The sequence below is a fragment of the uncultured Cyclobacterium sp. genome (assembly GCF_963977555.1).
Lineage (GTDB): Bacteria > Bacteroidota > Bacteroidia > Cytophagales > Cyclobacteriaceae > Cyclobacterium.
The window spans coordinates 101,590-115,820 of record NZ_CAXBPD010000001.1; the positions used below are offsets into that span (position 1 = coordinate 101,590).

Consider the following 14,231-nt stretch of genomic DNA (forward strand, 5'->3'; position numbering starts at 1 on the left):
TGGATAAATCTTTGATTAACTTAAAATATCATGGACAACATGCCCACTCACATCAGTAAGCCTAAATCTTCTGCCTTGGTGTTTAAAAATTAATTGCTCATGGTCCACTCCTAGTAAGTGAAGCATGGTAGCTTGAAAATCATGTACATGAACAGGATCCTTGATTATATTGTAACCAAATTCACAGGTTTCCCCATGGGTATACCCTTTTTTTACGCCACCACCTGCCATCCACATGGTAAAACACCTTGGATGGTGGTCTCTTCCGTAGTTATCTAGTGTCAATTTGCCCTGTGAATAATTCGTACGGCCAAATTCACCACCCCAAACTACCAATGTATCTTCTAGTAACCCTCGCTGCTTTAAGTCCATTACCAATGCAGCTCCTGCTTGGTCTACACTTTTACTCATTATTTTAATATCACGAGGTAAATTCCCATGCTGATCCCAGCCTTGATGGTATAATTGAATAAATTTTACGTCTTTTTCAGCCAATCTCCTGGCCAAAAGACAGTTGGCGGCGAACGTCCCAGGCTTACGGGAATCTGGACCGTACATGTCATAAATATAGTCTGGCTCTTTTGAAATATCCATGGTATCAGGGACCGAAGATTGCATTCTGTAAGCCATCTCATATTGGGAAATCCTTGAATTAATTTCAGGATCCATTACCTTGTCATACTTAATATCATGTAGGTCTTTTAACGCATCTAACATCCTTCTACGGCTATTTTCACTTAAACCATTAGGGTTATTCAGATATAGAACAGGGTCTTTTCCTGATCTAAATTGTACTCCTTGATGCAGAGAAGGTAAAAACCCGCTACCCCATAGTTTCGCATATAAAGGTTGTCCTCCAGCTTTGCCTCTTGAAAGTAGAACACAAAATTCAGGAAGATTCTTATTGTCACTACCTAAACCATAGCTTATCCATGAACCCATCGAAGGTCTACCACTTAATTGTGATCCTGTTTGAAAAAAGGTAATGGCAGGATCGTGGTTTATTGCTTCTGTGTGCATGGATTTAACAAAACACAATTCATCCACAATTTTAGCTGTATGAGGCATCAATTCACTTACCCAAGCAGCACTTTGCCCATGCTGCGCAAAATCAAACACTGAGCCTGCAAGAGGAAAAGAATTTTGGCTTGAAGTCATACCTGTTAGCCTTTGCCCAGCCCTGATAGAGGCTGGCAACTCTTGTCCAAAACGCTCATTCAATAATGGCTTATAATCAAAAAGCTCCATTTGCGAGGGACCGCCACTTTGAAAAAGGTAAATTACTCGCTTCGCTTTTGGAACCAAAGGAAGCCTACCTAGGGCAGCCTGATTGTTGCTTCCTATATTGGCCAGCAGATTTCCCGGATCCAATAAAGAAGAGAGTGCCATACTTCCTAAACCAAGGCTTGTCTTCGTTAAAAACTGACGTCGATCCATATTAGGATCATGTAATAAACCCATTTTCTTAATTTAAGTACCTTAAATACGATGCCATTAAGGCACAGTGTTTAATCGTTTTAAAATCAGCCTACCTTTTATAGATGGCTTCATCGTAATTCATTAGGGTAGAATTGACCAAAGTAAAAGCTGCCAATTTTTCCTTCGGCATGTTTTCATCCCTAGCAAATTCCCCGACCTGAAGCAAACTATCTGCTCCATGGGGCGCTCTCTGAAATTCATTGAGCTCATTCTGATACAGTTTTTCTAAGATCATTAATTCATTCGGCTCAGGATTCCTACTGGTAATTGCTCTAAATCCATATTTCAACTGATCTGATATTTCAGCTCCTCCAACTTTCAGCATCTTTTCCGCCAAAACGCGAGACGCTTCTATGTACTGAGGGTCATTCATTAGTACCAAAGCTTGAAGTGGCGTATTGGTATTTTGTCTTTTTATTATGCAAACATATTTATCTGAGGCATCAAAATTAATCATTGCTGGAGGAGGTGCACTTCGTTTCCATATTGTATAAAGGCTACGCCTGTACAGATTATCCCCTGTATCTTCAATGTATTCATTTGCATATTCAGAAGTTAACTCCCTCCATAGTCCTTTAGGTTGGTAAGGTTTCACACTTTCTCCGCCAATTTTCCGCACCAATAAACCACTTGAAGCCAAAGCTTGATCTCTTACCATTTCTGCTGGTAGTCTAGAAGCATTGGCCCTGGAAAGCCATACGTTTGTTGGATCTTTTTCTCTGGCTTTTTTATTCAAGGTAGAGGACTGCTGATAAGTAGCTGAGCTTACCATTAACTTCACCAACTGCTTAAGGTCCCAACCTGACTCCATAAAATTAACAGCTAACCAATCGAGTAATTCAGGGTGAGAAGGAAAGGCTCCTTGGTTCCCGAAATCATCTGGTGTCGCCACTATGCCTCTTCCAAATATCAATTCCCAGTATTGATTGACTACAACCCGGGCTGTTAACGGATTTTTTTCATGGAGCAACCATTTAGCAAGTCCCAGCCTATTTTTTGGAAATTCTTCAGGAAAATCAAACAATACCGCTGGGGTTTCAGGAAAAACTTGCTCTGTTGGAGCATCATAAACCCCTCTGTCTAGGATAAAAGTCTCTCTTTCCTCACTTCTCTCCCGCATAACCATAACTTCTGGTTGCGCACTTATCAATGCATTTTCCTTTTTGCGAAGTTCATGTAAGGAATTCAATTGAGTTTTGTATTGCTGATTTACTGCTGAAAAGTAATAATCCTGCAAGCTTTGATGATTACCTTCATTGACATTTCTCATTATTGGATTTGGTATCCCTGCCAACATTTCTGCTTCAATACTTGTTAATTCTCTATCGAAAACCCTGATTTCATCAACCAGGGACTGATCCAGTGTTTCAGCAAAATTGGTCCCACGTTTTCCTATTTGTAAATTCCCAGGGTGACCAATGCCTCGCTTTTCTTTACCATAGGCTAAAATGCTTTGCTTCAAATTATCTGTTATCACTTTAACATTTAAAGGTTTTCCATTCATGTAAATTTGTAAGCCTGAAGCTTTACTTGACCCATCATAAGTCATGGCAAGATGCACCCACTTCCCTACTGGAACAGTCTCTTTTGTATGTATCTCGATCGCATTTGCTGGCCAGGTGTGGCTCATCAGGCCTGTCAAATGACCCTCCTCTGTTATCAACAATTCATAACCTCTAAATCCATTTGCAAAACCGCCGGTTTTAGAGAAAATTGGACCATGTAAACTGTCAGCCATTGCCTTGTACCAGAGACTAATGGTGAATGGATCACTTCTCTCAAAATAGGCAATATTAGGGCCTAAATCAACATAGCTATCCCCTACCAGTTGAATTCCATTTTCAAATTTCCCTGGCACCGTTAATATTTCTTTGTCCTTTTGAATCACCACCATATCCGCAGGCTTGGACTTATCTGCCAGATTTTTAAATTTATTTTGAAATGGTTTATCAAGGGGGTAATGCCCTATTAGACCCATTATATCCAATTGGGAGATTGTTTTTGTACTACTGCTACCCAGCCAGGTTTCGAAGGACTCCAATGCCTGTTTTATATTCCTATTGATCGTCGTTTCTTTTTCGCTAATTTTTTCATTGATATAAGCAATCTTTTTTTCTATCTCTGCATCGTCCTGCAGAATCAAAGTTGGGCTTGCATCTCCAACATAAGGCACCTGCCCCGTTTCATTGATATTATTAAAAAAAGCATAAAACTGGAAATATTCTTTTTGCGAAAGGGGATCATATTTATGGTCATGACATCTTGCACATTCAATAGACAATCCTAAAAATGCTTTTCCCAAAGTATTGGTCCGATCAGCTACATATTCAACTCGGTATTCTTCAGGAATGATACCTCCTTCCTGGCTTTGCGGATGGTTACGGTTAAATCCTGTTGCGAGAATTTGATCGTAGGTTGGGTTAGGCAATAGATCACCCGCCAGCTGCCAGAGAATAAATTTATCGTAGGACAAGTTATCGTTAAACGCATTAATCACCCAATCTCTCCAAGGCCACATATTTCTCATTCCATCATCCTGATAACCATTCGAATCTGCATACCTGGCTAAATCCAACCATTTGGAAGCCAGCCTTTCACCATAATGGGGGGAATCCAAATACTTATCTACCAAATTCAGGTAAGCTTCTTTGGAATTATCCTTTAAAAATCCTTCCACCTCTTCCATGGATGGTGGCAGACCGGTAAGGTCAAAAGATAGCCTCCGCAGCAGGGTTTCTCTGCTAGCTTTTTCAGACGGTTCCAATCCTCTAGTCAGCATTTTATCATAGACAAAATGATCTATTTCATTTTCAGCCCAGGAAAGCCCTTTATCATCAAGATCGGGAATGTCTAATTTTTGCGGGAGAATAAATGACCAGTGAGGCTTGTATTTGGCACCTTGTTCTATCCATCTAGTAATTAGTGCAATCTCCGTTTCAGAAAGTTTTAAGTTAGATTCAACCGGTGGCATTTTCAGGTCTACCTCTTCTGTAACCATACGCTGATAAACCCCACTTTTTGAAGGATTTCCCGGAACGATGGCGTAGTGGTCTTTATTTTCACCAATTAATTTCAAAGCATCGGCTTCTATATCCAACCTCAAATTTGCCTCTCTCTTATTGACATCGGGTCCATGGCATGCAAAACACCTATCAGATAAAATGGGCTTGATGTGCAGGTTAAAATCCACCATTTCGGGTAAATTTTCTTCTATATCTTCCGGAAAATCAATGGTACTATCAACAGAAATAACCCAAATAATAACCAAACCAATGGTTAGAATTAAAGCTATTTTTAGTAAATACCTCTTGCTCATATTAAACAGTGTTTGCAAAATTATTCATTCTAATATACGAAATGCCTTTATATAATTATATGAAAATGTCATGACCTGAAGTATTTGTGTTTGTAAGGACAATTCACAAAACTTCTGGTCATGACAAAAATTCTCCGGCAAGTAATACTGCTAAATTTCAACTGTTCCGGACAAAAAATTAAAGTTATTTAATACCTTCAATTTTACCAACCTGGATTTTGTTCCAAATTACTATTAAAAGAGATTTCATTGTCAGGAATAGGCAGCAAGTTGTGTCTGTCTTCATAACCATTAGGAAATTTCACTTCGATCAAACCTCCGTCTGCAGCTTTAATATCTACTGGATATAAGTCTTGACCAATTTTCCAACGTTTTATATCTGCCCATAAAATTCCTTCCCCGAAAAACTCCACTACACGTTCATGTCTTAATTTCTCTCTAGCAGCATCCTGAGAAAGGTCAGTAGACAATGAAGTGATTGTAACATCAGTACGTTCCGTTCTTATTCTATTTATAAGCGCTATGGCTTCAGGTATATTTTGGTTGGTTTCAATAAGTGCCTCTGCTTTTGCCAATAGTACATCCGCATAGCGCAGGACAATAAAATTCAAAGGAGAAACCCTAGGACTAAGTAAGGGTATCCCCTCACCTACATTTTTACGCAATCCAAATCCTACCCTTTGCCCAGTATGATTGGGTACATCTGTAGGATATAAATTACCTTCAAAGGTCGCTCCAGGCCTTAATATTGAGAAATCTAATCTTGGATCTCTTCCCTCAAATTCATTGTTAGGATCAACTTCAGATCCATCAATCATCTCATATTCGTCAATAATGTGTTGGGTAGGTGCAGGATCACTTGCTCCTGCTGCGGCCACGCCACCTGGAAGTGCCAACCAAGCGAAGAAATTCCCTTGACCTTGTTCTCCAGCGATGTACTGAATATCAAATAACACCTCTTCATTGTTTTCATTGTCCAACTGGAAGAGCCCTTCGTAGCTTGGAAACAAATCATACATACCCAACGCGTCTATTTGCTCGACCATCTGCAAAACCTCATCATATTTATTCTGATACAAATAAGCCCTCATTTTCATTCCCAAAGCAGCTCCTTTAGTAACCCTACCTAACTCGTAACTGACAGGCTCTGAATTTTGTATGGCAACGTCATAATCTGAAATAGCCTGAGCCCATGTTTCCTCCAAGGTATTTCGACTTAATTCGGTAACTTCCTGGGTATTCAATTTTGTTAAGATGATTGGCACTCCACCATAAGCATCTGCCAATAAGGCGTAAGCAAGTCCCCTGATAAAATGAACTTCTCCCAGATAGGTGGATTTTTTATCGGCAGGAATATCCACATTTTCTAAGTTGGAAATAAAATCGTTGGAGAAATTAATGATTCGGTAACACATGGTCCATCTCTCGTCTACTAATCCTCCAGTAGTACTTGCGGTTATTGAGCCATTACCAATTTGCTTTTCCAATCCATTCCAATGCGCCCACTGATAAGCATAGGGGGTGATGGCATCAAAGGTAGGACCTGAACCATAAACGCCCCTATGTTTCAAAACACTATATATTCCATTTAAAGCCAGTTTAACATCATTTTCATTTTGCCAAAATGAAACCGTAGTGATCCTATCTGTAGGATATACTGCAAGAAATTCCTCGCCACAACTTCCAAAAAGAAGCATGCTCAGAACTACTAAATTAATTTTAAATATTCTCATCGTTTTCATTATGCTTATAGATTAATATTAACACCTAGGGAAATGATTTTGGGCAAAGGATAAAAATTGTCCCCCGAATCAAACGTATTTCTTTCAGGGTCAAATCCCTCGTAGTCTTTGGACACTAAGGACCCTACATTTTGGGCATTTCCATAGACATAAAGTTTTTGAAGCCCTAGCCTTTCGGTTAAAGCAGAAGAGAATGTGTATCCCAATTGGATATTTCTAAGCTTAACAAATGAAATGTCACTAACCCAATAAGAAGATGCTTCACTTCGCCAAGTATCACTTATAGAAATCCGCGGTACGGTTGTGCTCATATTATCTACCGTCCAGGCATCTCTCCATTTTTCGGTTATTGTTCCTCCAGATATCCCCAAAGGTTGGGTCCATGCATTTTGTGTATAAACACTTGCTCCAGCAATTCCCATGATCACTGTACTTAAATCAAAGCCTTTGTAATTTACACTAGGTGTAAGACCAAAGGTGTATTTGGGAATCGTATTTCCCAAAGCCATTTTATCCTCAAATCCCAGGCGACCATCATTGTTTACATCTTCATATTTCAACTCTCCAGCCTGCGGAATATAGCCATTGGCGAACATGTGTTCTGAAGCTTCTTGGTCTGACTGATAAATTCCAGTAGCCTTATAACCATACAACTCACGGTAGGAAAATCCTTCGCGTATCAGGTACAATTGATCTGGAGAATTTTCTCTGAATTTGGTCACTTGATTAGCGATATAGGTCATATTAACCCCAATATTGTATCCAACGTCATCTCTGTCATTGGCTAATTTTGAGTAATTGATATTAAACTCAAAGCCATTATTGGTCATTTCTCCGACGTTTTCAAAAGGGGCACTTACCCCTCCAAGAATGGATGGAATTGGCAATTGTACGATAATATCACTAGTCGTTTTCCTGAAATAATCTGCCTCAACAAAAATCCTGTTATTAAGCAAGCCAAATTCAACACCCAAATCCGTAGTTACCGAAGTTTCCCATCCTATACTTTCATCCACAAGGGCAGTTATACCTGCACCAGGAGCAAAACTTCCGGAAAAATTATAGCTAAGGCCATTGGTTTGATTTACTACTGCGAGATAAGGCCAATAGGAATTGATATTCTGGTTACCCAATTTACCCCAAGAGGCCCGTATCTTAAGGTCCGATATCAAATTCTGGCTTTTCATAAAAACTTCTTCTCCTAATCTCCATCCAGCTGAAAATGCTGGAAAAATACCCCAACGATAGTCCTCCTTAAACCTTGAACTTCCATCTGCTCTAAGGTTCATTTCAAAAAGGTATTTATCAGATAAAGCATAATTTACACGACCAAAATAAGACATCATTCTGAGCTCACTCATGTTTCCATTGGCCTGAAAACCAGCTGTACCTGCATCAATTTGAATTAACCCCTCTTTGGGTGGGCCTGACCTTCTGCCATATACATCTTTTATTACTGTACTTTCTACCTGAATACCTGCTATTGCTGAAATGTTATGAATTTCATTGTAGGTTTTATTAAAATTCAAAGTGGAAAATAAAGTGTTGTAATTGCTTTGGACATTGCTTCTACTTGCTTCCAATATGGTAAGGTAATCCAGGTTCTTGCCTTCTACTCCAGTATTGGTATACCCATAAACTAAATTATTATGCTTGTCTAAAAGGTTACTATTGTACTGAGACGTTAAATTGGTCTTTAGAGTCAGGTAGTCTGTAAAATCAATATTAGCAAACACATTCATTTTGAAAAAATTGTTTTCGGAAATGGAAAGCCCATTTGCTGTTTCAATTAGAGGATTTCTATTTCCTACAATTGTGTTACCATTACTGTTAATTGCTTGGACAGACCCAAACCTACCATCTTCAGTATAGGGAGCGGTAAAGGGATAACCCCCATTTGCGAATATATACATCATACGTCCAAGGTTAAATGGCTCCTCAGAAGCTTTCTTTATTCCATTTAGTCTTCCACCAACAGTTAGCCAGTCTTTTAATTTCGTCTCTAAGTTTACTGTCAACCCATACCGATTAGATTTAGAGTTAAGCATGATCCCATCTTGGTTCAAGTAATTCATGGAAACATAAAATTTTGTCTGTTCAGAACCGCCATTTACAGAAATATTGTGTTCAGTTATAGGCGCCTTTTTAAACACTTCATTAAAAAAATTGGTATTAGGATAAACATATGGATCATTATTATTCCTAAAATCATTAATAACTGACTCTGGAAACAAAGGACTTCCACCTTGATTGGCTAAGGCTTGGTTCCACATCCCCATGTACTCGGCACTATTTTCTATAATTTCGTACCGTCTACCAAGACTTTGCTGCCCCACATAGCTTCCAATATTGATGCTGGTTTTTTCTCCAAATTTTCCAGATTTAAGGGTTATCAGTACTACTCCATTTGCAGCCCTAGACCCATAAATGGCAGAACTTGCAGCATCCTTCAATACCGTCATGCTCTCGATATCGTTCGGATTGATTTCGTTGATCGAAGCTTCTACTCCATCTACAAGAATCAAAGGGTTTGAGTTGTTCAATGTACCCCAACCTCTCACTCTTATCTGGGCACCATCACTTCCTGGTTTACCTGAGTTTTGACTGATCCAAACGCCAGGCACTTGACCACTAAGCGCCTGTGAAGCATTAGTGAGGGGCCTGTTCTGAAGCTCATCATCAAATTTCACAGAAGAAACTGACCCCGTAAGGTTCTCTTTCTTTTGGGTGCCATATCCTACTACTACCACTTCATCCAATGATGAAGTATCTTCTAGTAGTGTAATGTTAATAATGCTTTGGTCAATAACTTGAATTCGCTGAGACACAAAACCTATAAAGGAAAAAACAAGTGTAGTACCTTCATCAACATTGATAGTATATTTTCCATCCAAATCTGTAGCTGTACCTCTACCTGTACCTGGTACAGAAACTGTAACTCCAGGAATGGGTTCTCCAGTCGCATCTACGACTGTCCCGGAAATAGCTGCTCTCCTCTCATTTTCTTTAATATCAGTTGGTTTTAAGGAATTATTGTTACCGTACCCGATATCAGGTGAAAACAAAAATATTAGCAAAATAATTAGGCCAGAAAAAGCCCGTCTCGTATAGGGTAAATAAACCCTATTTCTAACAAGTAATGATTTCTTCATTGATTTGTCGTTTAAGATTAAATTGTGTTTAGTTAGGGAATGAATTAATAATTGTTTTACTATATCATTAAAGATTATAGTAGATAAAGAAAAATACAAGTGAATTATGATTTTCAAGATCTAAGATGAAATCAATATTACCATGAAAATGTATTAAATTATAATAATAAAAACAAATAATCGCTTAAAATCACAATCTAAAGCTTATTGTTTTTTACAGTTCAAGAATTAGGCATAACCTTGATGCTGAAAAATTAGCCTTTCACGAAACGATCATTACTGGAAGAAAATTGACGCATTAAAATTTGAGCTAAGAATCTAATATTTAGACAGCCCTTATTAATTGGAAATTATGTCTTTCAGGAAACATTGAGGCAGTAAAACTTAATCCAACCCTTCTAGCATCATTCATTACCACCATTTATTTTTGACAAACTTCACCCATCACTAAAATCCTTTCATTTTTGAAGGCATAGCCGTATATTTTCAATTATTGACCAAAGTTTTGATACAGCCCATGAGACAAACTCAATTAACGATAGCCTTTTTTGCCATTTCAATACTTGCCAGTTTTTATAGCTTGGCACAGGTTTCTGAAAGTCATTCAGATTTAGTATACCCAACTTCTTTTGTCCATCCAGGAATATTACAAAACCAAGCTGATTTAGATTATATGAAATCTCAAATTCAGCAAGGAATAGAACCATGGAAATCTTCCTTCGAAAATTTAAAGCAAGAATCGGAAAATGATTTTAAAGTACAAGCATTTACGCATGTGGTCAGGGGTTCTTACGGTCGGCAAGGTCAAGGACATAGAGAACTCTCTGAAAGTGCTAAAGAAGCTTATAGACAGGCATTGCTTTGGTACATTACCGAAGAACAATCACATGCTAAAAAAGCCATGGAAATCATCAATGCCTGGTCTTCCCAGCTTTGGGATTTTGATGACAATGACGCAAAATTAATTGCGGCATTGACAGGGCAGTATTTCCTCAATGCAGCAGAAATATTAAGGTACAGCAATTCCGGATGGGACAATGGGGAAATTGAGAAATTCGAGCAACTTATGCTTACCGTCTTCTACCCGTACATCAAGGATTTTTTCTCCGAAGCCAATGGCAATTGGGATGCTGCCATGATCAATACCATGCTTGGCATAGGGATATTCACAGACCGACCTGATATTTTTAAAAGAGCGGTAGACAGGTATTTTTTGGGGGCCAATAACGGAGGAATAACCAAATACATCTACCCAAATGGTCAAATTCAAGAAACTACTCGAGATTGGCCACATGTACAATTAGGGCTAGGAGAATTTGCTAAAGCTGCCCAGATAGCTTGGACCCAAGGGTTAGACTTTTATAGCGTAGCGGACAACAGGTTGGCACTCGGATTCGAATATACAGCCAAATTTATGCTCGGTGATGAAGTACCCGTATATGGAAACGTATCACAAAGAGGCCGTGGTGAATTTAGGGACATCTACGAGTCTGTCTTTGCGCATTACACCGAAGTGAAGCAAATCAATATGCCTTATACTGAAAAAGCACTTGACTTAACAAGGCCAAGTTCAACTTGGGGGTTTTTGGAATCCCATAGAGCGCCAGTAAAACTAGTGAATCAGCTGGATAATGTTAAAGAGCCTTTGCAAAAAGCCAGGGAACAAACAGGTGCACGTTTAGATTTAGACCTAATGGATTCAGAGGACTTCATCAAAGTTCAACCGGGACAGTCCATCCAAAAGGCTATAGTTGAAGGAAGTAAATCTGGACAAAAGATTTTATTGGCAAAAGGCCAACATGTATTAATGGAAACTTTGGAATTACCTAGTAATACCCATTTGGAAGGCTATGGTTTAAGTACCCTACTTTTACTCGACGAAAAGACAAGTGGCCTTACCATCGGAAACCAAAATCCAGCTATTGAAAATATCACCTTAAAGAATTTTGTAATTGAAGGTAGAACAAGTGCCGAAATAGAATATGACCCTAACCAAGGCAGAAGATCTCGTGCAAGACAATCCGCACCTAGAAGAGAGGGATTGGTATTGGCTGCTGATTTGCCTAACCAAATCCAAAATATTCAACTAGAAAACCTTACTGTAAGAAATTTCACCAAAAATGGGGTTTCTCTACGAGGGGTCGCAAATATAAAGATCACAAATTGTGATTTTAGTGACAATGGTTCCAACGTAGTGCCTGGGAAAGGCCTGCATCATAACTTACACCTATTCCGTTCCTCTGACATTTTAATTAAGGAAAGTAGGTTTAGCAATTCACCCTGGGGTTCAGGAATTATGGCAAGCCTATGCGAAAACATAACCTTAACAAACAATGAAAGCAGCAGAAACAAATTGGATGGCATTCAGGTCAATGAGTCTCAATTAATAACCATTACCTCTAACCTTCTTGAAGGAAATGATAGAAATGGATTGTTTTTAGAACAACTACACAAAGGTAATCGCCAAATAAGAATCAATGACAACCTTATCCGCAATAATGGAGCATTGGGCATAAACTATAAAGCAAACCCTGATGAAACTTGGGCTTATAATTTATTACAACACAATAAAAAGGTAAGCACAGCCATTGTTCCTAATGACCTTTTCCTAGAGAAATGGGACAAAGTAGCTCAAAACCTTAACTTACCAGAGGAGGTAAAAAACCAGAGCAAAAACCCATTATTAGCGGCACGTTTTCTACTTAACTATTTTCAAAATAGAACCAATACAAAACATCCCTCAGACAATGGACACTATTCCGGAAATCCTTCACAAAAGGACATTAAGCATGCTGAAAATGCCTTGAATCATGTTATGGTTGGTCAACCTGCTTACCCTTCTCAATTTGTTGGATGGGACATTGACTGGGAGAGCCAACCTGTGAAGGACAAAGAATGGGTTTGGCAGCTAAACAGGATGGTATTTTGGCAAAGCATGGGCAAGGTTTACCAAGAAAAGCACGATGAACGATTTGCCATCGAGTGGAACAAACAAATATTGGATTGGGTGATTAAAAACCCCAGAGACAAGGACCACCCCCTTGCATGGAGATCCATTGAAGCGGGTATTCGAGGTAATAGGTGGACCCACGTATTTAACAATTTTCTACATTCACCAAATTTCAGCCCCGAAGCACTGGTTTTCTTTTTAAGCAGTATTTATGACCATAGCGAATACCTGATGACAAAGTACAGCTCTGGAAGCAACTGGGCATTAATGGAAGCTGAAGGAATGGCTTTTATCGCCATGACCTTCCCTGAATTTACCGCTTCAGAAAAATGGCTGGATGAGGCTATAGAGCGATTTAACAATGAAATCCAAGAACAGGTCTATCCTGACGGGCACCAAAGAGAACTGGCTTTTGGCTACCATATGGGAAGCATTAGCTGGTTTTTGAGGACATATGAACTTGCTCAACTGAATGGTATGGGCAATCGTTTTTCTGAAGATTACCTTAATATGATTGAAAAAATGGCTGAAGTACCCATGAAACTTGCCTTTCCAGATGGCACCTCTCCTCAATTTGGAGATGCATGGACAGGTAGTCCTGGACAGCATTATGCCAAATTAAAAACCTGGGCCGCACTTTTTGACAGACCTGATTTCCTATATGTGGGTACTGAAGGAGAAAAAGGTCTCAAACCCGAAAAAACAGCATTTGCTTTCCCTCAAAGTGGGTTGTACTCCATGCGAAGCTCCTGGGATCCTTCAGCCATATCCTTGGTGTTGAAATGTGGACCAGACGGTGGTGGACATAGCCAGCCTGACAATGGCACCTTTGAACTATACGCTGGTGGGAGAAACCTCACACCAGATTCAGGGAGCTTTATTTATAGTGGAGACCCTGAAGGTAGGGCTTGGTTCAGGCAAAGCAAAGTACATCAAACCCTCACTCTGAACGGTGAAAACATTGCTTATGCTCCCAAATTACTTCTTTGGCAACCTGGAGAAAAACATGATATTTTAGTCGTGGAAAATCAGAATTATGAAGGATTGGCACATAGAAGAGCTGTGATATTTTTCAATAAATCCTTTTTTATCATCATTGACGAAGCTTTAGGAGATGACAAAGGGACGCTTGACCTGAATTTCCAACTCGCTCCCGGGATGGTGGAAATGGATGAGCACCAGCTTGCTGTCAAAACTTTGTTTGATGAAGGCTATAACCTCTCAATTAAAGCTCATGAGACCGAAAGCCTAAACCTAAACCCAATGGAAGGTCAGGTATCCTTCGTTTATACTAAGAAAGAGCCTAGGTCTGCCTTTTCATTTCAGAAAGAGTGGAATGGTAAGGGTAAAGGCCTGAGGTTTGTTACAAGTCTCGAACCTTTTAAAGGAACAGCTCCTTCTGATGTGGTTGTTAAAATAGCCTCTAAAACTAAAATTGGCAGTAAGAAAGTCACCTTAGATATAATCAATAATGGGAAAAAAGAAAGCATAAGCTATGAGTTAGAGTAGTTAAACTTTATAAATACTGTAGCCATTCCATTACGTAACGGAAGATCTATGCCAATTTCGGATTAAACTCAATAGTCCTAAAC

At 39.1% G+C, this 14,231-nt stretch carries 5 protein-coding genes; 1 reads left to right on the forward strand and 4 read right to left on the reverse strand.

Features of this window, described 5'->3' with window-relative positions; translation table 11 throughout:
* Positions 1–15: 15 nt before the first annotated feature.
* From AAC073_RS00295 to AAC073_RS00310, 4 genes are all read right to left on the reverse strand, one after another.
* Complete coding sequence (locus AAC073_RS00295; protein WP_339921825.1) at positions 16–1,461, reverse strand: DUF1501 domain-containing protein; 1,446 nt, start codon at positions 1,459–1,461, stop codon at positions 16–18.
* A 67-nt stretch (positions 1,462–1,528) separates the two neighbouring features.
* The gene (locus tag AAC073_RS00300) at positions 1,529–4,795 is read right to left on the reverse strand and encodes a DUF1553 domain-containing protein (RefSeq protein WP_339921826.1); all 3,267 of its coding nucleotides are present in this window, start codon (positions 4,793–4,795) and stop codon (positions 1,529–1,531) included.
* Positions 4,796–4,998: 203 nt separating this feature from the next.
* Entirely contained in the window at positions 4,999–6,537 is a 1,539-nt protein-coding gene (locus AAC073_RS00305) for a RagB/SusD family nutrient uptake outer membrane protein (RefSeq protein ID WP_339921827.1), read from the reverse strand.
* 5 nt (positions 6,538–6,542) lie between these two features.
* On the reverse strand, positions 6,543–9,689 hold the full coding sequence (locus tag AAC073_RS00310) for a TonB-dependent receptor (RefSeq protein ID WP_339921828.1): 3,147 nt from the start codon (positions 9,687–9,689) through the stop codon (positions 6,543–6,545).
* A 517-nt stretch (positions 9,690–10,206) separates the two neighbouring features.
* On the opposite strand from AAC073_RS00310, the gene AAC073_RS00315 reads away from it, so the two are divergent.
* Positions 10,207–14,148, forward strand: coding sequence for a heparinase II/III family protein (locus AAC073_RS00315; RefSeq protein WP_339921829.1), 3,942 nt, complete (start codon positions 10,207–10,209; stop codon positions 14,146–14,148).
* Positions 14,149–14,231: the final 83 nt, after the last annotated feature.